Below are 25,849 nucleotides of genomic sequence, written 5' to 3' on the forward strand. Positions count from 1 at the left end.
ACTGGCCCGAAACAGACAGTGGGAGCGGCCTTGTGCCGCGAAGCGCCGCGCGGGCGGCGCTCGATCTAACAGGCAACCAGAATCCCAAGGCAAGCACCCGTCAGCCCTTACCGCTTAACTCACTGGCATAAGGGCGAGGGCGCCTTCATGAGTGTCGAACGCTTGGCCGCTCTCAGGTTCAGAACGTCCTGCTAACCGAGGCCAGGCACGGTGGCCGAGCAGACATCCTTGAAGCCCAGATAGCTGGCGCATTCACTCTCGGAGAGGTCGGTGTCGATGTAGCTGACCGACCAATCTGCAGACCTGGGACTGGCACGAAAGCCTTTGCCCCCACGGCCTGATGCTGAATGTGCATACCGAGCGTGGCATGAACGTCAAGCTGTTCTGCGAATTCGGCATGCTCGCCAAGCTGTGCGTGAACAGCGCAGGCCTCGGGCTGCACTTCAACATTCTCCACCACACCAGTGACAACGACAGCGGTGGTGTACCGGTACACGCCATTGGCCGTCGTCTGCTCGAAGACGCCAGCAGCGTAGGCACGGCACTGGTGCTGCCGCGTGAAGACGGCTGGTTGCTGCACACCAACCACTTCCTCGACCCACAGCTGAGCCTGGGCGAGCAGGTCGCCGACCGTGCTGACACCCAGTGCCACCTGGAGCAGGTGATCGGCCAGATGGGCAGCGCTGATCTGCGCGCCCGTGCCGAAGCCATGTGCGGTGCGCAGGGTGACAGCGCACCGATCTGCTTCCACCCGGACATGGCCATGCCCGATACCGAGCGATGGGAAACCCTGCTGAGCGTGGGGATCGATACCGAGCGCTGCTTGCTGGAATACGTGGCGGGCACGCCGCTGCAACTGGCCAAGGCCGGTTTCGAACGTTTCTGAGCCCACCCGGTGCCGCCTGAGCAGGGCTGCACCCGCTGACAACGAGAACAACAACAACAATGCATGCGGAACATTCCAACCCTGCGTCGTCCCGGTCTGCGCTGCGGACCTTCTGCGTCTCTGGCATGGGCACTGCGCTGGAGTTCTATGACTTCATCATCTACGGAACTGCGGCTGCGCTGATGTTCCCTCAGGTGTTCTTCCCCAAGATGGACCACTTGACCGTGACCGTGGTGGCCTTCAGCGCCTTTGGCGCCGGATTCTTCGCCCGCCCGCTGGGCGGCCTGGTGTTCGGCCACTACGGTGACCGCATCGGTCGGCAGAAGGTGCTGGTCGCGACCTTGCTGCTGATGGGCCTGAGCACCTTCCTCATCGGCTGCTTGCCAAGCCATGCCAGTATCGGTGTGGCGGCGCCGATTCTGCTGGTGCTGTTGCGCCTTATCCGGGGCTTTGCCGCCGGTGGCGAATGGGGCTGTGCCGCGCTGTTTGGCATCGAGTCGGCGCCACCGGGCAGGCGAGGGTTGTGGGGCAGCTTCACCCGGCTGGAGCCAACCTTTCTAACGACGCTTTCGACCCATTAGACGCTCAGTACAGACTTGCTTGCATATTACATATGGAAGTGCATATATTCGCTTTTCCATATGTAATGATGCAGCCATGATCACTCCGCCTGAAGTCTTCAAGAGCCTGTCCGACGAGACCCGTGCTCGCGCCACCCTGCTGATTGCCAGCCTGGGAGAACTCTGTGTCTGTGAGCTTATGTGCGCGTTGAACGACAGCCAACCCAAGATCAGCCGCCACCTCGCGCAACTGCGCAGCAATGGCATGCTGTTGGATCGCCGCCAAGGCCAATGGGTGTATTACCGCCTGAACTCGGATCTGCCCGCCTGGGTGCATGAAATGTTGCAGGTGACCTTGCGGGCCAACTCACAGTGGTTGGCAGATAACTCTCTTCGGCTGAAGAACATGGACGGCCGCCCCGTTCGTGACGCTGCCTGTTGCTGATTATCACCGAGCGAGATCTTCATGCTGGTCGCAATTGCCGTCTTTGTCTTCACCCTCATATTGGTCATCTGGCAACCGAAGGGGCTTGGCGTTGGCTGGAGTGCCGCGCTCGGAGCACTCATCGCCCTGGCGGCAGGTGCCGTTTCGCTCCACGACATCCCGACCGTGTGGGCCATCGTCTGGAACGCCACCGCCACCTTCATCGCCGTCATCATCATCAGCCTGCTGCTGGACGAGGCCGGCTTTTTTGAGTGGGCCGCGCTGCACGTGGCGCGCTGGGCAAACGGCAGTGGCTATCGCCTGTTCGCCTTCTGTGTACTGCTCGGTGCTGCCGTGTCGGCGCTGTTCGCCAATGATGGTGCGGCGCTGATCCTTACACCCATTGTCATGTCGATGCTGCTCGCGCTACGTTTCTCGCCCGCCGCGACCCTGGCCTACGTCATGGCCGCCGGCTTCATCGCCGACACGGCGAGCCTGCCGCTGGTAGTTTCCAACCTGGTGAACATCGTCTCGGTCGACTACTTCAGGTTGGGCTTCAGCGAATACGCCTCGGTGATGGTGCCGGTGAATCTCGCCAGCGTGGCCGCAACCCTGCTGGTGCTATTCCTGTTCTTCCGCCGTGATATTCCGAGGCAGTACATGGTCGCGGCCCTGAAGACGCCAAGCGAGGCAATTCATGACCGCGCTACCTTCAACGTTGGTGGCTGGGTGCTGCTGGTATTGCTGATCGGCTTGTTCGCCCTGGAACCACTGGGTATTCCGATCAGTGCTGTTGCTGCAACGTGTGCGGCGATCCTCTTTGCCGTCGCCGCTCGCGGGCATCGTATCTCGACCCGTCGTGTGCTGCGCGAAGCGCCCTGGCAGGTGGTGATCTTCTCTCTTGGTATGTACCTGGTGGTCTACGGGCTGAAGAACGCCGGCCTCACCGATATGCTCACCCACCTGCTCGATAGCCTTGCGCAGCAAGGACTGTGGAGTGCCGCCATCGGCACCGGGTTGATTGCTGCATTGCTGTCCTCGGTCATGAACAACATGCCCAGCGTGCTGATCGGCGCCTTGTCGATCCAGGCCAGCGAGGCGCAAGGGTTGGTACGTGAGGCGATGATCTACGCCAACGTCATCGGCTGCGACCTCGGCCCGAAAATCACCCCCATCGGCAGCCTCGCCACACTGCTCTGGCTGCACGTGCTGGAGCGCAAAGGCATGCGCATCACCTGGGGGTATTACTTCAGGGTCGGCATCCTGCTGACGCTGCCAGTTCTGTTGATCACCCTTTCGGCCTTGGCATTGCGCCTGAGCCTCTGATATCCGCCACGAAGCGGAGGAGCCCCCATGCGAGTCCTGTTCATGTGCACGGCCAACAGCTGCCGCAGCATCTTATCCGAGGCCATGTTCAATCACTTGGCTCCTGATGGACTTGAAGCTGTCAGTTCCGGCAGTTTTCCGAAAGGCCAAGTGTTGCCTCGCAGCCTGACCACCTTGCAGCATGCCGGCATCTCGACCGATGGGCTGAGCAGCAAGGGCAATGACGCGTTCGAGGCTTGCCCTCCCGATATCGTCATCACCGTTTGCGACAAGGCTGCCGGCGAAACTTGCCCTGTGTATTTCGGCCCGGCACTGAAGTCGCACTGGGGGCTGGAGGATCCGTCCGATGTCGTGGGTGACGAGGCGTCGGTCGACGCTGCGTTCCGCACCACGCTGGCCCGCATCGAAGCTCGCTGCCAGGCCTTCTTCGCACTGCCGTTCGATCACCTCGACCGTGATCAGCTCAAACATGAGCTGGATCGCATCGGCACGCTTTGATCAGGAGAAAAACATGTCCGAGCAACTGCCTAATCTCGACCTCGCGCTATTCGATGTGCCGCCAGCGGCGACCGGTTCCAGCGAGCACAAGCCGCGTATCCTGCTGCTGTATGGATCGACCCGCGAGCGCTCCTTCAGTCGCTTGCTGGTGGAAGAAGCCGCACGCCTGCTGGAACACTTCGGCGCCGAGACGCGGGTGTTCAATCCATCGGGCCTGCCGCTGCCTGACGATGTGCCTGTCGAGCACCCCAAGGTGCAGGAACTTCGAGAGCTGGTGCAGTGGTCGGAAGGCCAGGTCTGGTGCTCGCCCGAACGCCATGGTGCGATGTCTGCGGTTTTCAAGGCGCAGATAGACTGGGTACCCCTGGCGCTGGGTGCGCTTCGCCCCACCCAAGGCAAGACCCTGGCAGTCATGCAGGTATGTGGCGGCTCGCAGTCGTTCAACGTGGTCAATCAGCTGCGTGTGCTTGGCCGCTGGATGCGGATGTTCACCATCCCGAACCAGTCCTCGGTACCCAAGGCCTACCTGGAGTTCGACGACGCTGGGCGGATGAAGCCTTCGCCGTACTACGATCGTGTGGTGGATGTCATGGAAGAACTGGTGAAGTTCACCGTACTGCTGCGCGACCGTCAGGAATTCCTGGTGGATCGCTATTCGGAACGCAAGGAAACCGCCGAGCAGCTATCTGCTCGCGTGAACCAGCGCTCGATCTGAGGCCATACCCGTAATGACCGCTGGAGTGGCCGTTTCCACCCGCAAATAGCCAATAACCGGTGACACCACATAAAAATTCTTGGTTGATGAAAAAGCGCTGATCGTCGGCGCACGGGCAATGTCGGGGCTCGCGGTTGACTTCTTGTCGGAGCATGCGACCCAGCAATAAATATCTTCCTGGATGGGATCACTCCTGGATATCAGCTTATCGTCTGGTATTTCACTTGTCCTCAGGCGCGCTCGCCTCAAAGCCAGCGTTGGTGGTAATGAGCCGGGCGCTTCAGGCTGAATAGCGCGCCCTGGCGCATCACATCCGTCCTCTGTCCACCTGTCCCGTGCGTAAACCCAGCCTGAACTTTGTCCGGCTTCCTGCCTTCCTTTATGTATAGGGGCAGCAGACCTACCGTGCTAGCGCTGCGGCTATCCAGATTGGACAACGGGAGAAACGGAAATGGGTGACCTCGTTACGTACGTCTGGATTGCCGTGGCGGCCATCATTCTGCTGGTTGATCCATCGGCAATTGTCAGTGTTTTTCGAAGTGAGGCCCGCCGGGAGGCGAGCCCTTTTGGGGCTAGAGGATGGGCTTGCCACCCGTGACTGCATAACGTGACCCACTGATGTAGCTGGCCTCATCAGAGGCAAGCAGAACGTAAATGGGTGCGACTTCGACAGGCTGCCCTGGACGTCCCATAGGGTAGCTGGAGCCAAAGTTCTTGACTGCATCATCAGGCATGGTTGCCGGGATCAACGGGGTCCAAATGGGGCCAGGTGCCACGCAGTTCACCCGTATCCCTTTCTTGCCGAGTAACTGGGCCAGGCCAGCCGTGAAGTTGGCGATGGCCCCTTTGGTTGTGGCATAGGCCAACAGTTGGGGCGAAGGATCATCCGAATTCACCGAGCTGGTATTGATGATCGAACTGCCCTTGGGCATGGAGGGCAATGCCCTCTGGCAGATGCGGAAAATGGCAGTGATGTTGACGTCGAAGGTCATTAGCCACTCATCATCGTCGATTTCATCGAGCGTCTCATGCGCCATCTGAAACGCCGCATTGTTGACCAGGATATCGATGCGACCGAAATGCTCCACGGTTTTGTCGACGATGTCATAGCAGTGCTGCTTTTGAGCCAGGTCGCCCGGAAGCAGAAGGCATTTCCTACCCGCAGCCTCTACCCAGCGGGCAGTCTCTTGCGCATCTTCATGCTCATCAAGGTAGGCAATGGCGACGTCGGCGCCTTCGCGAGCATAGGCAATGGCCACAGCTCGGCCTATACCGCTGTCAGCCCCGGTGATCAAAGCGATCTTGCCTATGAGTCGATCATGCCCGGCGTAAGTCTGTTCGCCGCTGTCTGGGTACGGATCCATCTTGCTTTGCGAACCGGGAACCGGTTGCGGCTGTGAGGGGAAGGGAGGGGTGGGGTATTCGCTCATGGTTGTAGCTCCTGCGGTAACGAACGGTCATACCCGTTTGAATGAGCCGGGAGGTGAGTGTTGGAGGTGATTTGGTCTCGTTGCGACGGACGGAGGGCTTTCCTCGTCGGGGAGGTGAGGGGAGGGCCTTCAGATGCATGCCTTGGGATTCAGGTTGATGCACAGATCGAGCGCCGCCCGCGCGGCGCTTCGCAGCACAAGGCTGCTCCTACATCTGTTTCGGGCCAGTTACTCCTGTGCCATGTGGGTTGCAGCCTTGGTGCATGGCTGGAGAACGATAAAGGGCAGTGGCGTCCCCTTCGATATTGAATGGAACACACAAGGCGGACAGCGGTGACCTAACAGGCGTGACTGGCCCGAAACAGATGTAGGAGCAGCCTTGTGCTGCGAAGCGCCGCGCGGGCGGCGCTCGATCTCAAAGGCGATAAAAATGTTGTGGCAAGCACCTATCGTCCTGCAGCCCCGGACGCTCGCTTCACCGACCTCGTTCACCGGCGCCGGCGTTGTGAATGGGTGATGAAGAACCCAGCAAGGAACCCGATAACCGCTGCACACAGCAAAAGAGGGGCCCTATCTTTCGGGGTTATCCACCCGCCCTCAACACCTCTGATCGGCGAGCGAGCCAGCGGTGGTGGCTCATCGGCTGGTGAAATGGGGTCGTTTATCGGCACCGCGAAGGTCTCACTGACTTCAATGGGTGACAGCTGCAGGGATGTGCCGTCGACAAGATTCAAGGTCAAGTGGTTGACGGTGCCGGCCACCCGGTCTGGGAACACAGGCTCTCCTTCAGCATCGAGACTGTCGTAAATGAACCGGTCACCCTCCAGCCATCCGACAGCCGTCAAAAGCTCTGGGCCAAGGTAATATTTGCCATCCTGAAAGTAGCCGGGGAATTGATGGGCGCGTTCAAGGTTTTCAATGCAATACCGTTCACCCGGCTTCATACCTGTCGCTTGATCAATCATGGTGCAAGCTCCTGTGAGGGTTATACAAAGTCAGGGCCTAGCGTCCCTGATGCCGCCCCTGGAACAAGGATCACCTTCCGGCAGTTATCCTCTTTCTGATCGAACATCTTGTAGCCCATGGCTGCCTCCTCTAACGCCAGGCGGTGGGTGACAATCAGTTCGGGCTGCAGGCATCCTGCCTCGATATGCTCGAGCAGCTCGGGAAGGTACTTTTGGACATGGGTTTGGCCCATCTTGAAGGTCAGGCCTTTGTCGAAGGCATCACCGAACATGAAGCCGTGGATGAACCCCGCATAGACCCCGGGCACGCTGACTACGCCGCCACGTCGCACAGCCGCAATGCTCTGGCGCAGGGCTTTGCCGCTGCTGCCTTCCAGTTTCAAGGCCGTCATCACGGTTTCCGTAGTGCTGCCTTTGGCTTCCAAACCGACGGCATCGATGACCGCGTCTACGCCGCGCATATCGACCCTGACATCGTTAGCGCCGAGGTATGTCAGTGCTCTCATGCTACTTGCTCCTGCATCACAACATCGTGGGGGTATGCAGGGGAAGCCTGAGGAACTGGCAAAGTTCAGACCAACCGGTTCAATGGTGCTGCGCAGTTGCCGTAATTGTGGGGTGTGCACACCGACATCTCGGGTTCCACAGCCCGTTGTAGGAGCGGGTTCACCCGCGAAGAGGCCGGGCCTGCGGGCCAATATGCCTGACCGTTCGCTGTTGCAGCCGCCACCGCATTCGTGGGTGAACCCGCTCCTAAGTCCCGTTCAGCCCCACAGCCGATCTTGCCTCGCAATCGACGTTGCAATTTGTACTGAACAATTCCTGAGCGGAGCGAATCGAAATCCCTGATCAGCTCTTCACGAAAGAGATGAAGCAACGTATCGGCATGAAACAGAGGGTTTAGAGCGATGGATACATACCATGTGAGCCCCACTGCGCAAGGGTGGGAGTTGAAGAAGGTGGGCGCTGAACGAGCTGCTGTTCGTGGCGCCACAAAAAAGGAACTGGTGAGCTCGCTCGCAGATTTCTTCCAGGGGAAGACCGTGTCTGTGAAGATCCACAAGGCCGATGGCACCTTTGAGGAAGAACGAACTTATCCCCGCTCTGCAGACCCACGGCGTTCGAAAGGTTGAAACACATCAACCCGGCGGATCTTGGAAACGATCTTGAGGGGCGAAGGGGAGGTGGAAGGCCTTCATCGGCAGGAGTGAGCCAGAACGGAAGTAACGAGCTGCAGAAAATCATCGTTGGCCCATGGTTTGGCCAGAAAGCATATGCCTTTGGGGAGGGGCATGCCGAGCTGGTCGTAATACCCACTCATCACAATGATGCCAGCGGAGGGAAGACGGTGATGCGCGGCGAGTGCAAGCTGCACTCCATTGCTCAGCCCAGGAGTCCTGACATCGTGACCACCAGCGCCCATGGTTGTTCGGGCAGGGCTTTCAATTCTTCGTCAGCGGTGGCGAAGGCTGTGACATCGGCACCTAAGTCCTCGAGCATGATCAATACCCGTAATAGATCAAGCCCTCTCGCTTCAGTAGCTTGATGTTGGTGGGTTTCACGCTGCACCAACCTCAGATTTGAGTCGGGTGCCGGAACTCGACTTGCTCCTCGTCAGTCATCAGCATAAGGAAGTTCGTCCCCGCGTTCAGGATGTCGCGCATTCATCAGGTGCGATCCCTCATGAGCGTCATCAAGCATCGTCCAACCAAGGCAAAGGTAACGATCATCTGTTCTCGAAATGGCCAGGTTCTGCTTGTTCGCAGGAAGGGTGCCAAATGGAAGTTTCCAAGCGGTCTGCTTGCGACGGGTGAGGCGCCAATCGTGGCTGCTGCCAGAGAGGTTTGGAAGGCCCTGGCGTTGCGCTGCTCAGGCCTGAATGGCGTGGGCACCATCGAGGTAGGTAACGTTCTCCACCATATCTTCACCACTGACTTCGCTGATGGCTGCAGCGTTTCGCTTGGCACAGGCATTGTCGCGTGTAAGTGGATTGGCTGGGAGGACTTGAGCTCAACCATGCTAAAACCCACAGCCGCCGCTTTGTTGTCACGAGATCTTTCGGCGCTCATCCATGGAGATCAGCCCGCTGCTTCACAATTGGCATCCAACACGAACTGAATGGCGAGATCAGTGAGCCGGAAGCCATAGCCGGCGCGGATTACCACGACCTTCAAAACCGTCGCGCCGGTTTGAATGTTGAAGGTTGATCGCTCCATTTCCTTTGGTAGTGTGGGTAAATGCCATAGATCATAAACGCTGAACTCCCGCCGTTACCGCTGCGTCCCTCGTATGAATGCCCCGTGAAGACGGCATTCGCATACCAATCAGGTTCGAGGGCATAACGATGGACAAGACCGATCAAAGCTCGACGTCGCCACCCGGCAGCACCCAGGAGCATGTGCATGCCATCACTGATGAGGCTGGTGCGCTGCTTGGCGAGGCCAGGCAGAAAGGCAATGAGCAGTTCGAACATTACCGTGATACGGCGGCCGATCAGCTTGATTCGCTGGAGGAGGGCGCACGCTCGGCGGCCGCCGCGCTGCAGGACAACGACAGCCTCGGGCTTTCGCAGTATTTAAGCCAGGCAGCACAATGCGTGGGCGAGTTTGCCGAGCAGGTACGCCATGAAAGCGCCGAGAGCCTGCTGCAACGCGGTGCACAGTTGGCGCGAAGCAACCCGGCGTTATTCCTGGCCGGTAGTGTCGCCGTCGGGTTTGCCGTATCGCGTTTCATGCGAGCCAGCGATCGTCATGAAACCACAACAGCCGGGGCATCCAGTGATTGGCACCCGTCCGACCCTGCGCAGCCTGTGACACCCGATCGCGGTAGCGACATATCCACCCGCAAGCCCTACACCCCCGTCGACCCGATCGGGCCGGGTGCCGGCACGCCGGTCAGCGGCAGCCCATTCGAGCGCGATCCGCTCAGAGGAGGTGAATGATGAACAAAGACCCCTTGCACACCACCCCAGGCTTGCACACGGCGCAGGACGACGCCATTGGTGTTGGTGGCCTGTTACGCCAGTTGATGCGGGAAGTCCCGGAGCTGTTCACCAAGGAACTGGCACTGGCCAAGGCCGAGTTGCAGCACAACCTTGCCACCCTAAAGGCAGGCACCGCAGCGGTTGCGGCGGGAGCGATCGTGATCCTGGCGGGCTTCGTCATCTTGTTGCTGGCAGCGGTCTATGCCTTGGCGATGGTGGTCGAGCCCTGGCTGGCTGCCTTGATCGTCGGTGCGGTCACCGTGGTGATCGGTTTCATCATGCTGCAGTCAGGCAAGAAACAGTTCGAGCCCACGCAGCTGGCCCCTGATCGTACCTTGCATGCCATGCAACAGGACAAGGACACGCTGAAGAGGAAACTGCCATGACCACTTCCTTTGAACATGATGCGCAGAAAGACCCGGACCTGCTCGAGCAGGAAATCAACGCCAAGCGTGAGCACATCAGTGATCTGGTGGATGCCCTTGAGCAGCGCCTGAGCCCTGGCCAGATGGTTGACCGTGTGGTGGCCTATGCAAAAGGCAATGGTAGCGAGTTCTTCCAGAACCTCGGTATCACCCTCAAGAACAATCCTGTACCTGCAACCCTGACGGTATTGGGCCTGGCCTGGCTGGGCCTGAACCAGAACCGCCCCTTCAACCCGGGGCCCGCTCACCAGGGGCCTGGGTTAGGCGAAACGCTCGGCGACGCGGTGGACACTGTGAAGGATGCCTTTGCGCACGCGGGGGAAGCGGTGCACGATGCCAGCCAGAAGGTGCGCATGAAAGCCCACGACGTGCGTGATCGGGCCAGTGAGTTTGGCAGCGGCGCACGCGACTCCATGGGCGCTTCCGCAGATAACCTGCGTCATTCGGCACAGAGGGTCGCAGACCAGACCACGGCGCTGAAGGGGCAGTTCGATCATCTGCTCCAGGAGCAACCGCTGGTGTTGGCCGCCCTGGGTATTGCACTGGGCGCAGCATTGGGGGCGGCGCTGCCCAGTACCCGCAAGGAAGATCAATTGATGGGCGCCAGCAGTGATCGGCTGACCGATTCACTCAAAGCCAAAGGTAGCGAGGTGAAGGCGTCGGTTGAAGAATCGTTTGATCAGGCGGGTGGTAAAGCGACGACGCAGTCAGTCCGCAACCCTGAAGGTTCAGACCTTTCCGCTGGGCTGGGCTTCACTCCTTGATCCTGCTCGCTTTGGGCTTGGGCAAGAGAGGGCTGGAGCAATTCTGTTGCTTGCAAAGAGCAGGTGCCAGCCCTCTGTACAGGCGCAAAGGGCGTTCTTTGTCCTGCCTGCGCGGTGACCTGTGTGATGGCGCCGAGGCGAAACGAACATCCCAGGCGCCACACTTTGCGGCGCCCCGCAGGGTAGTCAGGCCCCTCTGATGCCCGTGCCGTCGCGCCCCTGACCCTGCATGCCGGCGACCTGCGGCAATGCCGTGACCTTGATCGCACGCACCGGCACGGCGAACTTGGCGCCGATTTTAGAGAACCGTTCGAGCAGCTTGAAATTGATTGCCTGCTGGATGTCCATGTACAGGTTGTAGCCGGGGTCCGTGACGATGTACACGCATTCGAATTCCAGCGCCTCCTTGCCGAAGCCGCGCAGGTGGGCGCGGTCGAAACGTACGTTTTCCTGGGCCTTGATGGCCTCTTCGACAATACCCGGCGCTTTCTTCACCGCCTCAGTAGGCGTGTCGTAGGACAGGCCGAACTCGAAGACGATGCGCCGCTCCTGCAGACGCTTGTCGTTCTGGATGGTGCTGCTGATCATGTTGGCGTTGGCCATGACGATCTGTTCGCCGCCGAGGCTACGGATGCGTGTGGTCTTCAGACCGACGTGCTCGACGCTCCCGGCCAGTGGGCCAATGACGATGAAGTCGCCGACCTCGAACGGCTTGTCCACGGCGATCGACAACGAAGCGAACAGGTCGCCGAGGATGTTCTGCACGGCCAGCGCCACCGCAATGCCGCCCACGCCGAGGCTGGCGACGAACGCGGTGATGTTCACCCCCAGGTTGGACAGCATCGCCAGCAGCACCACCGACCACAACAGTACCCGCGCGCCCCAGGCCGAAAGCGTGGCCAGTGCGCTGCCCTGGTTCAGGCCATCGGTACGGTGGCGGGCGAAATAGCGGCTCAGCCCCAGCCCGATGGCGCGGTTGGCCCACAGGCCTATCTGCAGGGCGGCGACCACGGCGAATGGAACTCGACTTCGAGCGTACGGGTCATCAGGTTAAGGAAACCCGCCCGAGTAAAGCTGAAGCGAGAACACCCCAATGAGCATCGAACGCAGCATCCCCCAGCTTGAGGCCTGGTACGCACAGTACGACGACATCAGTTACCGGCGCGAGTCGCCGGATGCCTACCACCATGAACTGGTTCGCACCGCCGAGGCCCTGCGTGACGACGGTGCCATCGACTGGGACGACTGGCTGGCGCTCAAGGCGCTGGCCGACGAGGCCCACGTACGGGCGCTGGAAGATGCAGTGAATGCCCATGTGAGCGACCCGGACGCATGAAAGCGCTGAAGATCGCCACCTTCAACATCAACGGTATCCGCAGCCGCTTGCCGGCCTTGCTGGCCTGGCTGGAGCGGGAACGGCCCGATATCGCCTGTCTGCAGGAACTCAAGGCAGCGGACCGGCAGTTTCCGCGCCAGGAGATCGAGGCGGCGGGTTATGGCAGCCTGTACCTGGGCCAACCGGCGTGGAACGGCGTGGCCATTCTGGCGCGTGATAGCGAGCCGCTGGAAGTCCGACGGGGCCTGCCTGGCATGCAGGACGATGAGCAGAGCCGCTATCTGGAAGCCGCGGCGCACGGTGTGCTGGTGGGTTGCCTGTACCTGCCGAACGGCAACCCGCAACCCGGCCCGAAATTCGATTACAAGCTGCGCTGGTTCGAGTGCCTGCTCAAGCATGCACAAGCGCTGTACGGCAGCGGTCATCCCACCGTCCTGGCCGGGGATTTCAACGTGGTGCCGACGGATATGGACATCTACAACCCGCGCTCCTGGGCCAAGGATGCGCTGCTTCAGCCAGCGTCCCGGGCGTGTTTTGAACAGCTGCTGGCGCAGGGCTGGGTCGATGCCATTCGCTATCTGTACCCTGACGAGCGCATCTACACGTTCTGGGATTACTTCCGCAATCACTGGGCCCGCAATGCCGGGTTGCGCATTGATCACCTGATGCTCAACCCCGACCTTGCCCCGTACCTGAAGCAGGCGGGTGTCGATGCCTGGGTGCGCAACGAAGCCAAGGCCAGCGATCATGCGCCCGTCTGGATCGAGTTGGGTGGGCGCCGCCAGCGCCATTAGCGCACCCAACCACACCCACATCGAGGACAAGGCCCGGCACTGAATGCCAGGTAATCTCGCCGAGCATTCAGCCCGGCTCCATCGCGGTGCTTTTCTTCCACCCCCGCAAGTTCATGAGGCACAGACAGAGCTGCAGGATGATCAGCGCCCAGGCCTGTGCCTGCCATCCCCACAACCCCCACAGCACGTTGCTGGCGATGAAGCAGCAGAAGCCCAGCTTGCGTCTGCCCGGCCGTCTCGAGCCGATGCACCAGGCGGCCAGCACGGTAAGCACCATGGCGGGCCATTGGAGAAAGTCTATCCAGTCATTCATCACCCGAAACCCAAACTGATTGCCTTTCGATGTGGGACTGGCGAGCTCGCACCCAGGTTCACAACGCTATGCCGACACTCACAGAGGTCGTTGTTTGATGAGAGCTCGCGTGCCCGCGAAGGGCTGCAAAGCAGCCCCAATGGGGCAATAACCCTTAACTGACTGGCATTCAGCGCCATTAGCGCACGCTAACCAAACCTTCACGCAAACGTGCAGTCACTAATTGCAGGAGCTCAACGTTTTCGGACCTTGGAGGTGACAGATGCACTTTTTCTGCTTGCTGCGTGGCTGCCAATGGCATGTCATGCCTGATGGTGAAATCGCCGGCTTGAAGTGTCAGTGCTGTGAGCGCTGTGGCGCTTGGCGGTACTGCCAGCTTGAACCAGCTTGAAGCACGGTGGCTGGAGGATAATCCACGCCTGTGCGCCCGTAGTTCGGTTCAACGCGCCTGCGCAGGTGCACCATGAAAGCTATCGATACTGTGCATGCCACCGAGCAGACGTTATATTTTCACGACGACGGCGCAACGCCGAACAGTCGTTTCCCAGTACTGCTCTATCATCTGCATCTGCACTCATTACAGGACCCTGCCAGTGCCTTCGAAGCGCTGTTTGCAGCCCATGACTGGACGCCGCTCTGGCGCGCCGGGATTTTCGACGAACCGCCGGTGCCGCCGCCAGACTTAGTCCCGGTACTGTTGCCGCTGCCGCTTCCGGTACCTGCCCCTGTACCTATCCCTGAGCCGTTGGTGGTGCCATCACCGCCGGTATTGTCAGTACCATTGCTTTCGGTACCGCCAGAGCCGGTACCCATGCCATCTCCAGGCGTGCCTGACCCTTTGGCTCCGCCATTGCCATTCATGTGGCCGCTGTCTCGCGTTTGCGTGCCTGGAGCGCGTTGGTCGTTCATGTCGGTGGCTGCCAGCACAAGTGGCGCGCTGGCGCCAAGACACAGTGCCAATAACAACGATTGGGGCTTGATGATCATCATGGTGTAGCTCTTTTGGGATGTTCACCCTTTTTTTATCCTGCCCGCGCGGCGACCTGTGCGGTGGCGCTGACGGGCGGAACGAACGGCCTCGGCGCCACACTTTGTAGCGCACATAAACACAACCCGCTCAGCCTGGCTCCATCGCCGTGTTTTTCTGCCAGCCTCGCAGGTTCATGACGCACAGACAGACCTGCAGAATGATCAGCGCCCAGGCCTGTGCGTGCCATCCCCACATCCCCCACAGCACGTTGCTGGCGATGAAGCAGCAGAAGCCCAGCTTGCGTCTGCCCGGGCGCCTTGAACCGATGCACCAGGCGGCCAGCACGGTAAGGATCATGGCGGGCCATTCGAGAAAGTCGATCCAGTCATTCATCACGGGATACCCAAACTGATTGCATTTCGATGTGGGACTGGCGAGCGTCCACCCGGGTTCACGCCTGGAGCCGCTGGCGGCACGGCCGTTCGCCCGGCGCCGCGAGTAGCGGCGGGCACTCCCGCTGGCGTCGGTGCCGCCGATGATCAGCACCGAGTCGCCCACCGAGTAAATCCGGGCCAGCGCGCCCGGATGGGCGCGCTGGCGGTAATCAGGCTGCGCGCTGTTCACCCTTAAGCAGTTTTTTCTGGGCTTCCATGGCCTGGCCCATGTCTTCAAGTGCCTGCTTGCCCAGCAGCTTGCGGGCGGTGGGGAACAGCTCGCTTTCTTCCTCCTCGATATGATGCTCCAGCAGCTCTTTCATCACCTTGACCCGGCCGGCAAACTCCACGGTCCCGGTCTCGGTGTGTAGCAGGTCGGGAATGACCAATGAGTCGACCGTGCGGTGTTCCTCCTTGGCCTCGTAATACATTTTCGCTTCTTCCTTGCCGCCCGCCTGCTTAATCGCGGGGTACAGGATCTCTTCTTCCAGAGCCGTATGAATGCTCACTTCCTGCTTGATACGTTCAAGCAGTTCGGCGCGTTTCTTCACGGCGCGCTCGGTGGTAGAAGACAGTTCTTCGAGCAGTTTCTTCACCAGTTGATGGTCCTGGATCAGCAGTTCGATTGCGTTCATGGGACACCTCTTCAGGGGCTGGGGAAAATCACGGTTGCTCTGAGTGGAGTAGGCTACAAGCGCAAGGGTTCAATGCAGCTGATGTGTGTTCTGCCGCGAAAAGGTGGAGCTTCCGTGGATGATGTGGGCGTTGAGGCTGCGAGGCTGTCCTACCGCTAACCTCTTGCAAGTGAACCTAGCCACGGCTGCGGGCTCGACAGTCAAAGCGTGCGAGGGCTTGCGACATGAACGCGATCACCCGGCAGATCACCCAGGAGCAGCGTCGCCTGGCTGCTGTGAACCATTGGTTTGCGCTGTATGACGATGTCGAGCGCAGGCGCGATTGCCCCAGTAGCCACTACGAAGAGCTGCTTCGCCAGGTCGACGAGATGGACCGCCTGGGACTCATTGACTGGCGCGAATGGCGAGACCTGCGACGGCTCGCCGACCGCGGTTTTCTCAAAGCCATAGCCGGTGCGGACTACCATCATGTTTGAGGCCTTTGCGCCGATCTGAAAATTCGCAATGCCCGTAGCAATGATGATTAGCGCCACTGATCCGGCTCATGACCCAGCACATTGAACACTGGATGCTCAGTGAACACCTGAACAGGGTAGGGCACTTTTCTGTCGCCCCTGACATTGGGAGTTCAGCATGAAAGCCATTGTGTATAACGGCCCACGTGACGTCGCGGTCAAGGATGTACCGGACGCAAGAATCGAGAAACCCACAGACGTGCTGGTGCGGATCACCACGACTAACATCTGCGGCTCCGACCTGCACATGTATGAAGGTCGCACTTCCTTCGAAGCCGGGCGTGTGTTCGGGCATGAAAACCTCGGAGAAGTGATCGAGGTGGGCGCCGGGGTCGATAGGGTCAAACTGGGTGATCGAGTCTGCCTGCCATTCAATATTGGCTGCGGGTTCTGCGAAAACTGCGAAAAAGGGCTCACAGGCTTCTGCCTAACGGCCAACCCAGGCGCTGCCGGTGCCGCATACGGCTTCGCCGAGATGGGGCCCTATCAAGGTGGCCAGGCGGAGTTGCTGCGTGTTCCCTATGCGGATTTCAATTGTCTGGTACTGCCGGAGGACGCACGGGAGCGAGAAGATGACTACGTGATGCTTTCAGACATTTTTCCTACCGGTTGGCATGCCACCGAGCTTGCAGGTCTGCAGCCGGGCGAGAGCATTGCCATCTATGGCGCAGGCCCGGTCGGGTTGATGGCGGCGCACTCGGCAATCATCAAAGGGGCGTCCCAGGTGTTCGTGATCGATAACCAGCCGGATCGCCTGCAGTTGGCCGCGCAGCTGGGGGCAACGCCCATCAATGCTGTAGAGCAGAAGGCTGTGGAAGAGATCATGAACCTTACCCATGGCAAAGGCTCCGACCGCGGATGCGAATGTGTCGGCTACCAATGCTGCGACAAACATGGTCATGAAGCGAATTACCTGACAATGAACAACCTGGTCGCTTCAACCAAGGCGACCGGTGGCATAGGCGTGGTGGGCGTGTTCGTGCCAGAGGATCCGGGTGCGAAAAACGACTTGGCGAAAAAGGGCAAGATGGCCTTCGATTTCGGCGCGTTCTGGTTCAAGGGCCAGCAGATCCGTACAGGCCAGGCGAACGTGAAGGCCTACAATCGCCGTCTTGCGGAGCTCATTCATCATGGGCGTGCCAAGCCCTCCCAGATCATCTCTCATCGCCTAAAACTGGCTGAAGGGCCGGATGCCTATAAGCACTTCGATGCACGGGATGATGGTTGGACCAAGGTGGTGCTCAAGCCAGCCGCTTGATTCCCTCACACAGGCTTCCATGGAGGGAAGCATGGGCAACGCTCACGAAGGTTGGCATCATCGATCAGGGTGGCAGCCTCCGATGGCCAGCGCTGCCCGAAGAGCAGCCAAGTGGGTCAGGCCCTGCGGAAGGTTGCCAAGGTATTGGCCGTTATTCGGGTCGATCATTTCCGAGTAGATACCTACCCCCCGCGATAGCCCCCGCAATGCTTCGGCATGCGCGGTTTGTGCACGATCCTGTTGACCGAGGATCGCCCAGGCTTCGATGAGCCAGAAGGTGCAGGCCAGGAAGCAACCTTCCTCCTCTTGAGCCTGGCTGTAGCGATAGTGGAAAGCACCGACCCCCAACTCATTTTGAACAGCATCCAGCGTACGGCGTAGTCGATCCACGCTGGGGTATCCAAATCGGACAGCCAATGCTATCGAAGCATCCAATCGGTTACTGCCTGGGTAAAACAGATAAGCCTGCTGTGCCTCGCTCCAGCAGTGGGCTTCAATCCATCCCTGAATGCATTGCCGCTCGCGATCCCAGCGTTCCCGGCATGTGGTGGGGAGGTGACCGCCGTCCGCCAACTCGATGGCCCGGCTCAAGGCTTGCCAGCAGCTTATCTTCGACATTGTGTAATGCTGCTTTTCCGGCAACTCCCAGATGCCAGCGTCTTGCTGTCTCCAACAATCGGCGCATTGGTCGGCAAGGCTGGACAGGATCATGGCGCTTGGCGAGTCGAGAATATTGCCGCTGTCGATGAAGCAGCGGGCGGTCTCGAAAATATCGCCGAATACGCCATGTTGCAGCTGATCACGGGCATCGTTGCCGACGACGGGAGGCGAATGCTTGTAGCCGGGGAGGTCGACCGGGCGCACGCAATTACCTATTGCCCCGTCCAGGGTATAAAACACCCGTGGCCCATGTTCATCCAGCCTACGCAGCAACCAGCTGAAGGCAGCCTTGGCTTCAGGCTGTGCGCCGATGCTCAGGAACGCTTCGATGGTGTAGCCGGCATCACGGATCCAGGCGAATCGGTAGTCGTAATTTTTGGTGCCACCAATTCGCTCAGGAAGTGATGAAGTGGCTGCCGCCATGATCGAGCCACTGGGGGAGGACAGCAGCAGCTTGAGGGCCAAAGCGTTCCGAACTACCAAGTGCTTGTATGGCCCGTCGTAGACAAGGCCCTTAGACCATTGGCACCACTCCCTGTGTGAACCATCGATTCGTTCATCGATCAGGGGCAATGGCGGTACCACCAGCGGCTCATCACGACCTGCGATTATTGCGACCACTGATCGCTGTCCAGCGGCAACGCTAAGGGATGCCCGCACGCCCATGTCGTTCTTGCGCTCAATCTGTACCTGGTCGTCGTGCAGGAACATGCCAAGTACGCGGCCAGCATGAAAGACGCAGGCGTTGTCATTCGGCGCTACATAGGGGCTGACCGTATCGGCCTGGGTTCCGAAGTCAATGGCAATCTGCAAATCCATCTGCCCCTCGACGCCTTCGACGCGCCTGGCCAGTTCGGCCCAAGGCAGCCGGCCAGCAGGGCCACTGTTCAGGGACTCTGTGAGCCGGGCACGACCAGCACCGGTGATGAATGTCGTTTCGAGAACATTGCTGTCAGGAAGGTAACGGCGCTCGGCAACAAACGGCTCGCACGGGGTGATGGAGAAGAAACCGCCTGTTTGCGGGGCCAGCAGTTTGTCGAACAGGGGTGGGGAGTCCATGTGGGGCACACACCACCAGTCGATAGATCCGTCCAGGCCGATGAGCGCAACGGAACGGCCATCTCCTAGCGCGCCGTATTCCTCTAGTGGTAGCCAGCCACCTTCATCTCGCTGAGGAACACCTTGTTGCGTCCCATCGACCGGTTCCTTCTCCATCGGCATGCCTCCCAGATGTCTTGTACTGTGTGGGACACACCTGTAGAGCGCCTAGTTCGTCTGGGGTATGGGGGCAGAGAAAACGGAGGGAATTTACGATTGGCATGGGAATCTCATAGAAAGCGAGAGACATGGGGTCCACCTGACCCCTTTGTCCACCCTCGACTGAACAAGAACAAAAGGGGGCTTTTATGAGTTGTTTGATCTGCGCCGGACAGGCTGAGTCCGTCGAATGCACCAGTGGCTGGGAAGAGCGAAGCTGCTGCCTATGCGGTTGCTACCGGATGTCCCAGTCGCTCATTCTGCACATGATGGAAGAGGGTCAGATTTTTGATACCGAGCGGATGCGGGAATGGCTTGTGTCCCGGCGCGATGTGATGCCCGTTCCCAGCATTGATCATGGTCAGGCGATATTGATGCTCTAATCGGCGGGAATGATCGAGATCTTGCCATTGCGCTCGACAATGGCAAATTTGACCTGCTGGATGTTTTCAATACCTTGGCTGTTCCTTGCCGACTCGAGAATGTCGTCTTCCGTGAGACGCGCTCGGCGCATTCGGTGATGCAGAAATTGGCCGTTCTCCACGACCAAGGTAGCGTGCCCTTCCAGAAGTCGCGCCAAGGGCTTGGAGTTGAGTTTCGCCAGCGACAGCCCTACGTCAAGGACGATCAGCGTAGCAATCACCAGCATGGCGTTGGTGAAGGAGAAGTCCTCACCCAGCAGCGCCTGCTGAGTCGCCTCCCCAATGATCAGCAAGAGGACGAAGTCGAAGGTGGTCAGGTCGGCGAGTGAGCGTCGACCGGCTACGCGGAACAGCAGCATGAGGGCCACGTACATCCCGGCTGCGCGGAGTATCGAATCCATGACGCGTTCCTATGGGTAGAGGAATGTGGAAAAGTGGACAGCGCTTTGGGGGCCTGTCCTGACGACACCCTCCAAGGTACCCACGTGATCACTTCGAAGCGTCAGGTACAAGGTGGCCACGCCGTCTTTGCTGGTACCCAGTTGCAGCAACAGGGCAGGGCCATGCGACATCGAAAGTTGCGGTTCCGGCTGCATCGTCTCGATACTGGCTGCGCGCAGTAGAGTGCCCTCAAGCTCTACCTTGACCGGCTGACCAGGCTCTCCTTGAACCGTTATGTAGAGGTTGTCAGTCGTGCCACTGCGACTGAGGCGCTGATACTCGACTTTGACACGACCATCCTGGCTCACCACCTCAGCATCACTGAGCGGGCCATTGCCAAACAGCCCTGCCAAGGCGAGCAGGACGACAATGACGAGCAGATACCAGCCCACGCGCTCAAAGCGCCAGACGCGTTGCTGCATCGACATGTCTTCTTGAACAGGATTGCGCCTGGACGCCCATTCGTCTTCCGGCATGATCACTTGCCCTCAGGCGCGTTCGCCGCGTAGCCAGCGTTGGTGGTAGTGGGCAAGCCGCGTCAGCCCGAACAACGCCCCTTGGCGCATGACATCAGCCCGCTCACCGAAGAACCGTTGGGTACGGGTAAATACGGCTATTGGCTCCCCGGCAAAAGCCCAGGCAAAGCACATTGTGCCTGGCGGTATACCAGACTCGGGCGCGGGTCCAGCTACGCCAGTAGTAGCAATCACGACATTGGCATCGCTGTCTCTCAATGCCCCAAGGGCCATTTCCCACGCGACTGGCTCGCTGGTCAGGCCGTAGCGTTCGATGGTTTCGGCGCTGACGCCAAGCAAGCGTTTCTTGGCGCTGGGGGAATAGACCACATAGCCGCTTTCCAGCACCTCTCCGGTACCAGGCACCGCCGCCAGGAGAGCCACCATGCAACCTGCCGTGCACGACTCCGCCGTCGTAAGGATCAATTGATTGTCTTTGAGATAGCCGAGGGCTGCCAGTACCGATTCGCTTGCCATAGAAGAATCGACTCGCTTGCTGTTGTGCTGTGGACGCAGTCAAGCGGTGATTGGTTCAGCGCAATGTTGTCCGCCCATCCCATGCAGTAAACCTGGGCTGAACTTTGCTTATCGCACTGGCTTCCCTTGTGTACAGGGTCGGCATTCATCGCGGCAGCGATGCGGCCAGTTAAGCTGGAAAAGGGAGAATCGATCATGAATGAGCCTGTTACGTACTTCTGGATAGCGGTAGCGGCAATCATCTTGCTGGTTGATCTATGGGCAATCGTCAGCGTTTTCCGTAGCGACAAGTCTGATGCAACCAAAGTGATGTGGTCGTTGATACTGGTGGTACTCCCCATCGTCGGGCTGGCCATTTGGGGAGTGGCCGGGCCGCGTGGAATCAAGCGCGGAACCGGGCCAACCTCACCGGAACACAGTAAAGGGTAGGAGAGCAGCATGACGAAAGAAGTCCAACAGAAGAAGCCAGGCTCACAATCGAAGTCTGATGGCGAAGAGGAGCGCGATAACGATGCTCATCGTCCGGATGGCTCGTCCGGTACATCTCATGACTCCACGGCGCAAAAAACTGCACGTGATCACGGGCAGCAAAAACCCTGATTCCGTCTCGAGAATCAGGGCTGAGGCTCGCCTTTGGGGCGAGCCTCTTGTTCTCAAAGGATCGGTTTACCGCCGGTGACAGCGTACCTTGAACCGCTGATGTAACTGGCCTCATCGGAGCCGAGCAACACATAGATTGGAGCGACTTCCACCGGCTGCCCTGGTTTCTGCGCCAGGTCGCCGGGCAGCAGGAGGCATTGTCGGCCTGCAGCTTCGACCCGGCGCGCGGTTTCCTGGGCGTCTTCATGCTCATTGAGATAGGCGATGGCAACGTCAGCACCCTCGCGGGCATAGGCGATGGCGACGGCTCGCCCGATCCCACTGTCAGCACCGGTGATCAGCGCAATCTTGCCTTCCAGGCGGTTGTGGCCGGTATACGACTGCTCACCGCAGTCTGGATAGGGCTCCATCTTGCGTTGTGAACCGGGAACGCTTTGCGGTTGCGACGGAAAGGGCGGAGTAGGGAAATCGCGCATGATAGAAGCTCCTGCAGTTGAGAACACTCTTACCGTTTCGAAGCATCGGATGCCTGTGCGTTGGGTTGAATGTGCACTCGGCACGACGAGCGGTGCACTACTCGAATGCGGATTGAATTTCAGGTTGCCTCGCTTGTTCTACCGAACTGACCTCCTGGCTATTTTCTCGCCGGGAGCCGCATTGGAGGAGGAGCCGGTGCCCCGAATCATTACCCCGACGACCCCGGAACATGAAATCAGCGAACACAACGCCAGGATGTTCGGCTCTCCCAAAGAGCGTCTGGACTTCTACCGGCGTGAGATCCAATACGAAACCAGCATTCTGGCCAACCGTACCGACGCCTACCTGGCTGCCCAGTCCTTTCTGGTCATTGCGTTCGTGTCCTCCATGGGCAACCTCAACCAAGGATGGGGAGAAATGTTTACCCTGATCGTGCCAGCGTTCCTCGCCTTGCTGGGGGTATTGAGCTCGCTCAATGCCTGGCCTGGGATCCGAGCGGCGTACAACATCATCGATCACTGGCAACTGAAGCAAAGTCACTTGCTACAGAGCGAGCCCATGATGGGGTTGGCATACGATGAGTCGCCGCTGTTCTGCGAAGCTGAGACTTCCCGAGCAGGACATCGAAAGTCGCTGCTGTTTTCGCTACGCACACCATGGATCTTCCTGGTGTTCTGGTTGCTGTTGGGGAGCTATTCGGTGTACATCCAATTGGCGTGATAATGCCTCACCCAGCGAAAGTATGGCCCCCTTGAAAGGGGGCCGATGTACAGAGAAAAGGGTCAGCCAGCCAGCGCCTTGATCAACTGCTCATTGAAGGCCGGAATATCGTCCGGTTTGCGGCTGGTGATCAGGTTGCCATCCACCACTACTTCTTCATCAACCCAGTTACCGCCCGCGTTGCGAATATCGTCCTGCAACGTCTTGTAGCTGGTCATCCGTTTGCCCTGGGCCAGGCCGGTCGACACCAGCAGCCAGGCACCGTGGCAGATGACCGCCAATGGCTTGCTTGCCGAGTTGTGGCTTTTCACCAGCTTCTGAGCGCCGGGTATCAGTCGGATGGTGTCGGAATTCTGCACGCCGCCGGGCAGCACAATGGCGTCATAGAGATCCAGGTGGGCACTGTCGAACGTTGCATCCACGGCAAATTCGTCGGCGGGCTTGTCATGGTTCCAGCCGCGTACCATCCCTTCCTTGTCACTCAAGACGTCGACTACGGCGCCATTTTTTTCCAAGGCTTCACGCGGGCCGGTCAGCTCGATCTGTTCAAAACCATCGGTGACCAGGAAGGCCACACGCTTGCCGCTCAATTGTGCATTCATCGTTGAATCTCCGTTTTCGATAGACATGAAAGGGGAGGCCAGTGTCAGGCGCAAAGTTCAAAAGATGACGCTTCAGTGGCGCCTGCGTTGCGCATGGGTAATTACAAACCCGGCGAGGAACCCGATGACTGCCGCGCTCAGCAAAAGCGGAACCCTGTCTTTACGGGTTAACACGAGGCTGCCCACCGTCTCGGGATTACGGTTGAGTCCTGTAGCCGGTTGATCCTCTGCATTGATGTGGTCGGCCCTGGCACTCACTTGCAGATTGGACAGCTTCAATGCCGTGCCATCCACCAAGGTCAGCGTCAGGTCTTCGATGTCTCCTGCCGCGCGACCCGGGAAAATCGGTTCGCCTGTAGCATCAAGGTTGTCGTATATGAAGCGCTTGCCCTCCAGCCAGCCAACGGCAGTGAGTAGCTCGGGGCCGAGGAAGTATTTTCCATCAAGGAAGAAGCCTGGAAACTGGTGAGCGCGTTCGACGTTCTCTACCGAGTAACGCTCACCTGCTTTCATGCCTGTTGTGGGATCAATCATGAGCACGACCTCCATTTGCTGGTATAGCGATGGAGGTTGGATAAAACAGGCCTGTTCCGAAAGGCTGACCAGTGGGCAGCTTTCCAAATACTCGCAGGCATGCTTGCTGATTTGACGTCGTATTTTGCCGCCTGGCTTTTCAATTGAATTTTTCTCGTCCATCTCCCCTCACAGACGTATGAGTAAAAGGGGGAGACTCACGTGGCTGGACAGCAACTATACGTAATCGACTACACGCTCCATGGCGAAAGCCGAACGTTCATCATCCGTTTGGAAAAAATGGACAACGCCGTTGCCTGGCATTGGGCAAGCTGTGACGCAGGGGTCGGCATCATTCCCAGGTTCTGTCAGCAGAACATCAAGATGGTTAGCCGGCCCATGGCCGAGCGCTACGGGGTCGCTAATGTGAAGTGGCGATTGGCAGGCGATGGCCCGGAGTTCATTGCGCCGCCTATCGCTGTCGAAAAATTTTCCGGAATGGGTGTAGGCGATTAGCGGCCTACAGCTAACCCAATTGACTGGAGGCTTTGTCATGCAACCAAAAACTGAAGGTCATGAAGAGCACGGCCCAAGTGGTGTGCCTTTCATCAACGATCCCGAAAAACCTACCTCACCGCCTTTGAATGACGCTGATGCCACGGATGCTGCAGAGGCTGAGGAAGACATTGAAGACGATGGCCAATCTCTGTGAGTAGAAGGAGCATGTGATGGACAACTATCACCTCAGCCCGACTTCGGAAGGGTGGGAACTGAAGAAAGCAGGCGCTGACCGGGCCTCGAAGCGAGCTGCAACCAAGCAGGAACTGGTGAGCTCGTTGCGGGAGTTCTTTTCCGGCAGAACCGCATCGGTAAAGATTCACAAGGCCGACGGTACCCTTGAGGAGGAGCGTACCTATCCACGCTCTGCTGACCCGCGCGGTACAAAGGGTTGAACACGATTAGCGCCCGAGACCTCGACATCAATGTCGCGGGCACTAACGGCTTGTATCTTTGGTTGCTAGCCAGCTTTCTCATGGGCAAGAGGATCCGCTCAACCGTGGCGGTTACCGCCTACCAGGTGCTGATAGATCAGCAAGGCTTGGACACACCAAGTAAGCTAACCCATGCATCTCATTCACAGCTCGTTCGTCTACTGGGCCAGGCGGGTTATGCCCGTTATGACGAGTCTACGGCTCGACGACTGCTTAGGCTGGGCGACAAGCTGGAAGCTGAACTCGACCATCAGCTGGGATTGCTGCAAAACGGCGAACAGGACATTGATGGATTTCAACGGTGGCTGCTGACATTTGAAGGGGTTGGGCCCAAGACGGTTGAGATTTTCATGCGCGAGGCGTCAGCACCGTTATCGGCACCCCGTGAAAAAAGGTAGCTGGGACGTGATCTGGTGCCACCATCGATATTTCCACCCTTTGAGCGCTTCGCTAGATTCATCAGGCCATGAACTGAACTAGTGCTGCTGATTGTCACGGGCCGCATCCTCTCCCAGCTGCTCGGCGGGCTTTTCGGGATGGGCTTCGCACTGGCTACCCATGGCTCGGTATTCCTTGCGTAGCTTATGAATTTGCTGATTGTCGAGTGCTTCGAGATCAAGCACCGACTGGTGCGCTGATTTGGTTGCCCTGATCAGCTCGTCCAATTTCACATGGATGATGTCGTTATCACGATTTTGGGTGTTCTGGATGAGGAACACCATCAGGAACGTGATGATGGTGGTGGATGTGTTGACGATGAGCTGCCAAGTATCGTTGTAGTGGAACCAGGGCCCGGAGGCTGCCCACATGGCGATCAAGACCACGGCGATCAGAAAAGTGCTTGGCTTGCCCGCGTGATTGGATAGCCATTGGCAAAATTGTGCGAATTTCATTTTTTACATCTCCACAGCTGTCTAGAAACTCTGACCACAGCGAAACGTT

General features: G+C 58.9%; 35 protein-coding genes and 5 pseudogenes. 25 read left to right on the forward strand and 15 right to left on the reverse strand.

Annotation, left to right across the window (positions count from 1 at the left end; all coding sequences use genetic code 11):
- Positions 1–367 precede the first annotated feature (367 nt).
- From ACIP1G_RS09800 to arsH, 6 genes and pseudogenes are all read left to right on the forward strand, one after another.
- A complete protein-coding gene (locus tag ACIP1G_RS09800; RefSeq protein WP_400735970.1) occupies positions 368–886 on the forward strand; it encodes a hypothetical protein in 519 nt (172 codons plus the stop codon).
- Between the two features lie 59 nt (positions 887–945).
- Positions 946–1,431 (forward strand): annotated as a pseudogene (locus tag ACIP1G_RS09805) (MFS transporter); the annotation flags it as partial.
- A gap of 112 nt (positions 1,432–1,543) precedes the next feature.
- Complete coding sequence (locus ACIP1G_RS09810; RefSeq protein WP_400735973.1) at positions 1,544–1,891, forward strand: metalloregulator ArsR/SmtB family transcription factor; 348 nt, start codon at positions 1,544–1,546, stop codon at positions 1,889–1,891.
- Positions 1,892–1,912: 21 nt separating this feature from the next.
- Positions 1,913–3,196 carry an arsenic transporter gene (locus tag ACIP1G_RS09815; protein ID WP_400735976.1) on the forward strand — a complete coding sequence of 428 codons (1,284 nt, stop codon included), beginning with the start codon at positions 1,913–1,915 and terminating at the stop codon, positions 3,194–3,196.
- Positions 3,197–3,223: 27 nt separating this feature from the next.
- A complete protein-coding gene (locus tag ACIP1G_RS09820; RefSeq protein WP_400735978.1) occupies positions 3,224–3,694 on the forward strand; it encodes an arsenate reductase ArsC in 471 nt (156 codons plus the stop codon).
- 13 nt (positions 3,695–3,707) lie between these two features.
- A complete protein-coding gene (gene arsH, locus ACIP1G_RS09825) occupies positions 3,708–4,409 on the forward strand; it encodes an arsenical resistance protein ArsH (protein ID WP_400735981.1) in 702 nt (233 codons plus the stop codon).
- A 572-nt stretch (positions 4,410–4,981) separates the two neighbouring features.
- On the opposite strand, the gene ACIP1G_RS09830 is transcribed toward arsH, so the two are convergent.
- The 3 genes and pseudogenes from ACIP1G_RS09830 to ACIP1G_RS09840 form a co-directional block, all read right to left on the reverse strand.
- Positions 4,982–5,839: an SDR family oxidoreductase gene (locus ACIP1G_RS09830; RefSeq protein ID WP_400735983.1), complete on the reverse strand. Its 858-nt coding sequence runs from the start codon at positions 5,837–5,839 to the stop codon at positions 4,982–4,984.
- A 688-nt stretch (positions 5,840–6,527) separates the two neighbouring features.
- Positions 6,528–6,804, reverse strand: a pseudogene (locus ACIP1G_RS09835) (short-chain dehydrogenase); the annotation flags it as partial.
- Between the two features lie 20 nt (positions 6,805–6,824).
- Positions 6,825–7,262: pseudogene (locus ACIP1G_RS09840) on the reverse strand (glutathione-dependent formaldehyde dehydrogenase); the annotation flags it as partial.
- A 450-nt stretch (positions 7,263–7,712) separates the two neighbouring features.
- Between ACIP1G_RS09840 and ACIP1G_RS09845 the strand changes: the two are divergent.
- The 5 genes from ACIP1G_RS09845 to ACIP1G_RS09865 all read left to right on the forward strand — a co-directional run bounded on the left by ACIP1G_RS09845 (position 7,713) and on the right by ACIP1G_RS09865 (position 10,976).
- Positions 7,713–7,937 (forward strand): DUF2188 domain-containing protein, encoded by a 225-nt coding sequence (locus ACIP1G_RS09845; protein ID WP_400735986.1) that lies wholly within the window; start codon positions 7,713–7,715, stop codon positions 7,935–7,937.
- A 550-nt stretch (positions 7,938–8,487) separates the two neighbouring features.
- Positions 8,488–8,922 carry an NUDIX domain-containing protein gene (locus ACIP1G_RS09850; protein WP_400735989.1) on the forward strand — a complete coding sequence of 145 codons (435 nt, stop codon included), beginning with the start codon at positions 8,488–8,490 and terminating at the stop codon, positions 8,920–8,922.
- A gap of 226 nt (positions 8,923–9,148) precedes the next feature.
- Positions 9,149–9,745 (forward strand): hypothetical protein, encoded by a 597-nt coding sequence (locus ACIP1G_RS09855; protein WP_400735991.1) that lies wholly within the window; start codon positions 9,149–9,151, stop codon positions 9,743–9,745.
- Positions 9,745–10,173, forward strand: coding sequence for a phage holin family protein (locus ACIP1G_RS09860; protein ID WP_400735994.1), 429 nt, complete (start codon positions 9,745–9,747; stop codon positions 10,171–10,173). The genes ACIP1G_RS09855 and ACIP1G_RS09860 overlap by 1 nt, the downstream gene beginning before the upstream one ends.
- Entirely contained in the window at positions 10,170–10,976 is an 807-nt protein-coding gene (locus ACIP1G_RS09865) for a DUF3618 domain-containing protein (RefSeq protein ID WP_400735996.1), read from the forward strand. The genes ACIP1G_RS09860 and ACIP1G_RS09865 overlap by 4 nt, the downstream gene beginning before the upstream one ends.
- Positions 10,977–11,162: 186 nt before the next feature.
- On the opposite strand, the pseudogene ACIP1G_RS09870 reads toward ACIP1G_RS09865, so the two are convergent.
- A pseudogene (locus tag ACIP1G_RS09870) lies at positions 11,163–11,987 on the reverse strand (mechanosensitive ion channel family protein); the annotation flags it as partial.
- Between the two features lie 82 nt (positions 11,988–12,069).
- Here ACIP1G_RS09870 and ACIP1G_RS09875 point away from each other — a divergent pair.
- Positions 12,070–12,312 carry a hypothetical protein gene (locus ACIP1G_RS09875; RefSeq protein ID WP_400735999.1) on the forward strand — a complete coding sequence of 81 codons (243 nt, stop codon included), beginning with the start codon at positions 12,070–12,072 and terminating at the stop codon, positions 12,310–12,312.
- Positions 12,309–13,106 (forward strand): exodeoxyribonuclease III, encoded by a 798-nt coding sequence (gene xth, locus ACIP1G_RS09880; protein WP_400736002.1) that lies wholly within the window; start codon positions 12,309–12,311, stop codon positions 13,104–13,106. The genes ACIP1G_RS09875 and xth overlap by 4 nt, the downstream gene beginning before the upstream one ends.
- Positions 13,107–13,173: 67 nt before the next feature.
- Here xth and ACIP1G_RS09885 read toward each other — a convergent pair whose 3' ends face one another.
- Positions 13,174–13,419 (reverse strand): hypothetical protein, encoded by a 246-nt coding sequence (locus ACIP1G_RS09885; protein WP_400736005.1) that lies wholly within the window; start codon positions 13,417–13,419, stop codon positions 13,174–13,176.
- A 262-nt stretch (positions 13,420–13,681) separates the two neighbouring features.
- On the opposite strand from ACIP1G_RS09885, the gene ACIP1G_RS09890 reads away from it, so the two are divergent.
- Together ACIP1G_RS09890 and ACIP1G_RS09895 are read left to right on the forward strand one after the other, a co-directional pair.
- Positions 13,682–13,810, forward strand: coding sequence for a PSPA7_2676 family Cys-rich small protein (locus ACIP1G_RS09890; protein WP_400736007.1), 129 nt, complete (start codon positions 13,682–13,684; stop codon positions 13,808–13,810).
- A gap of 72 nt (positions 13,811–13,882) precedes the next feature.
- On the forward strand, positions 13,883–14,416 hold the full coding sequence (locus tag ACIP1G_RS09895; RefSeq protein WP_400736010.1) for a hypothetical protein: 534 nt from the start codon (positions 13,883–13,885) through the stop codon (positions 14,414–14,416).
- Between the two features lie 120 nt (positions 14,417–14,536).
- Here ACIP1G_RS09895 and ACIP1G_RS09900 read toward each other — a convergent pair whose 3' ends face one another.
- Positions 14,537–14,782 carry a hypothetical protein gene (locus ACIP1G_RS09900; protein WP_400736388.1) on the reverse strand — a complete coding sequence of 82 codons (246 nt, stop codon included), beginning with the start codon at positions 14,780–14,782 and terminating at the stop codon, positions 14,537–14,539.
- 211 nt (positions 14,783–14,993) lie between these two features.
- On the reverse strand, positions 14,994–15,458 hold the full coding sequence (locus ACIP1G_RS09905; RefSeq protein WP_103447366.1) for a hemerythrin domain-containing protein: 465 nt from the start codon (positions 15,456–15,458) through the stop codon (positions 14,994–14,996).
- Between the two features lie 224 nt (positions 15,459–15,682).
- On the opposite strand from ACIP1G_RS09905, the gene ACIP1G_RS09910 reads away from it, so the two are divergent.
- Both ACIP1G_RS09910 and ACIP1G_RS09915 read left to right on the forward strand, forming a co-directional pair.
- On the forward strand, positions 15,683–15,934 hold the full coding sequence (locus ACIP1G_RS09910) for a hypothetical protein (protein WP_400736013.1): 252 nt from the start codon (positions 15,683–15,685) through the stop codon (positions 15,932–15,934).
- Between the two features lie 157 nt (positions 15,935–16,091).
- Positions 16,092–17,231 carry a glutathione-independent formaldehyde dehydrogenase gene (locus ACIP1G_RS09915; protein WP_400736016.1) on the forward strand — a complete coding sequence of 380 codons (1,140 nt, stop codon included), beginning with the start codon at positions 16,092–16,094 and terminating at the stop codon, positions 17,229–17,231.
- A gap of 57 nt (positions 17,232–17,288) precedes the next feature.
- On the opposite strand, the gene ACIP1G_RS09920 is transcribed toward ACIP1G_RS09915, so the two are convergent.
- Positions 17,289–19,106, reverse strand: a complete 1,818-nt coding sequence (locus ACIP1G_RS09920; RefSeq protein WP_400736019.1) for a glycoside hydrolase family 15 protein — start codon at positions 19,104–19,106, stop codon at positions 17,289–17,291.
- A 284-nt stretch (positions 19,107–19,390) separates the two neighbouring features.
- Here ACIP1G_RS09920 and ACIP1G_RS09925 point away from each other — a divergent pair, with 284 nt between their 5' ends.
- Positions 19,391–19,531 (forward strand): hypothetical protein, encoded by a 141-nt coding sequence (locus tag ACIP1G_RS09925; RefSeq protein ID WP_400736022.1) that lies wholly within the window; start codon positions 19,391–19,393, stop codon positions 19,529–19,531.
- On the opposite strand, the gene ACIP1G_RS09930 is transcribed toward ACIP1G_RS09925, so the two are convergent.
- The 3 genes from ACIP1G_RS09930 to ACIP1G_RS09940 are packed head-to-tail and all read right to left on the reverse strand — an operon-like array spanning position 19,528 to position 21,003.
- On the reverse strand, positions 19,528–19,971 hold the full coding sequence (locus tag ACIP1G_RS09930) for a DUF421 domain-containing protein (RefSeq protein WP_400736025.1): 444 nt from the start codon (positions 19,969–19,971) through the stop codon (positions 19,528–19,530). The genes ACIP1G_RS09925 and ACIP1G_RS09930 overlap by 4 nt on opposite strands.
- A 9-nt stretch (positions 19,972–19,980) precedes the next feature.
- Entirely contained in the window at positions 19,981–20,487 is a 507-nt protein-coding gene (locus ACIP1G_RS09935; RefSeq protein WP_400736027.1) for a hypothetical protein, read from the reverse strand.
- A 12-nt stretch (positions 20,488–20,499) separates the two neighbouring features.
- Positions 20,500–21,003: a CinA family protein gene (locus ACIP1G_RS09940; protein WP_400736030.1), complete on the reverse strand. Its 504-nt coding sequence runs from the start codon at positions 21,001–21,003 to the stop codon at positions 20,500–20,502.
- 195 nt (positions 21,004–21,198) lie between these two features.
- On the opposite strand from ACIP1G_RS09940, the gene ACIP1G_RS09945 reads away from it, so the two are divergent.
- Together ACIP1G_RS09945 and ACIP1G_RS09950 are read left to right on the forward strand one after the other, a co-directional pair.
- Positions 21,199–21,432: a PLD nuclease N-terminal domain-containing protein gene (locus ACIP1G_RS09945; protein ID WP_400736033.1), complete on the forward strand. Its 234-nt coding sequence runs from the start codon at positions 21,199–21,201 to the stop codon at positions 21,430–21,432.
- Between the two features lie 9 nt (positions 21,433–21,441).
- Positions 21,442–21,603, forward strand: a complete 162-nt coding sequence (locus ACIP1G_RS09950; RefSeq protein ID WP_400736036.1) for a hypothetical protein — start codon at positions 21,442–21,444, stop codon at positions 21,601–21,603.
- A 53-nt stretch (positions 21,604–21,656) separates the two neighbouring features.
- Here ACIP1G_RS09950 and ACIP1G_RS09955 read toward each other — a convergent pair whose 3' ends face one another.
- Entirely contained in the window at positions 21,657–22,079 is a 423-nt protein-coding gene (locus ACIP1G_RS09955) for an SDR family oxidoreductase (protein ID WP_400736039.1), read from the reverse strand.
- Positions 22,080–22,275: 196 nt separating this feature from the next.
- On the opposite strand from ACIP1G_RS09955, the gene ACIP1G_RS09960 reads away from it, so the two are divergent.
- Positions 22,276–22,800 carry a hypothetical protein gene (locus ACIP1G_RS09960; RefSeq protein WP_400736390.1) on the forward strand — a complete coding sequence of 175 codons (525 nt, stop codon included), beginning with the start codon at positions 22,276–22,278 and terminating at the stop codon, positions 22,798–22,800.
- 62 nt (positions 22,801–22,862) lie between these two features.
- Here the strand turns inward: ACIP1G_RS09960 and ACIP1G_RS09965 are convergent, their stop codons facing one another.
- Together ACIP1G_RS09965 and ACIP1G_RS09970 are read right to left on the reverse strand one after the other, a co-directional pair.
- Positions 22,863–23,402, reverse strand: a complete 540-nt coding sequence (locus ACIP1G_RS09965) for a type 1 glutamine amidotransferase domain-containing protein (RefSeq protein ID WP_400736041.1) — start codon at positions 23,400–23,402, stop codon at positions 22,863–22,865.
- A 252-nt stretch (positions 23,403–23,654) separates the two neighbouring features.
- A pseudogene (locus ACIP1G_RS09970) lies at positions 23,655–23,936 on the reverse strand (short-chain dehydrogenase); the annotation flags it as partial.
- 201 nt (positions 23,937–24,137) lie between these two features.
- Here ACIP1G_RS09970 and ACIP1G_RS09975 point away from each other — a divergent pair.
- Genes ACIP1G_RS09975 through ACIP1G_RS09990 form a run of 4 tightly spaced genes read left to right on the forward strand, consistent with a single transcriptional unit; the run spans position 24,138 to position 25,305 of the window.
- Positions 24,138–24,431 (forward strand): DUF6555 family protein, encoded by a 294-nt coding sequence (locus ACIP1G_RS09975; protein ID WP_400736043.1) that lies wholly within the window; start codon positions 24,138–24,140, stop codon positions 24,429–24,431.
- Positions 24,432–24,468: 37 nt separating this feature from the next.
- On the forward strand, positions 24,469–24,627 hold the full coding sequence (locus ACIP1G_RS09980) for a hypothetical protein (protein ID WP_177328449.1): 159 nt from the start codon (positions 24,469–24,471) through the stop codon (positions 24,625–24,627).
- 16 nt (positions 24,628–24,643) lie between these two features.
- Positions 24,644–24,868: a DUF2188 domain-containing protein gene (locus ACIP1G_RS09985; protein WP_400736046.1), complete on the forward strand. Its 225-nt coding sequence runs from the start codon at positions 24,644–24,646 to the stop codon at positions 24,866–24,868.
- The gene (locus ACIP1G_RS09990) at positions 24,865–25,305 is read left to right on the forward strand and encodes a DNA methylase (protein ID WP_400736048.1); all 441 of its coding nucleotides are present in this window, start codon (positions 24,865–24,867) and stop codon (positions 25,303–25,305) included. The genes ACIP1G_RS09985 and ACIP1G_RS09990 overlap by 4 nt, the downstream gene beginning before the upstream one ends.
- Before the next feature lie 78 nt (positions 25,306–25,383).
- Here ACIP1G_RS09990 and ACIP1G_RS09995 read toward each other — a convergent pair whose 3' ends face one another.
- Entirely contained in the window at positions 25,384–25,800 is a 417-nt protein-coding gene (locus tag ACIP1G_RS09995; protein ID WP_400736050.1) for a low affinity iron permease family protein, read from the reverse strand.
- Between the last annotated feature and the right edge of the window lie 49 nt (positions 25,801–25,849).

The organism is Pseudomonas sp. NPDC089392, assembly GCF_044749595.1.
Lineage (GTDB): Bacteria > Pseudomonadota > Gammaproteobacteria > Pseudomonadales > Pseudomonadaceae > Aquipseudomonas.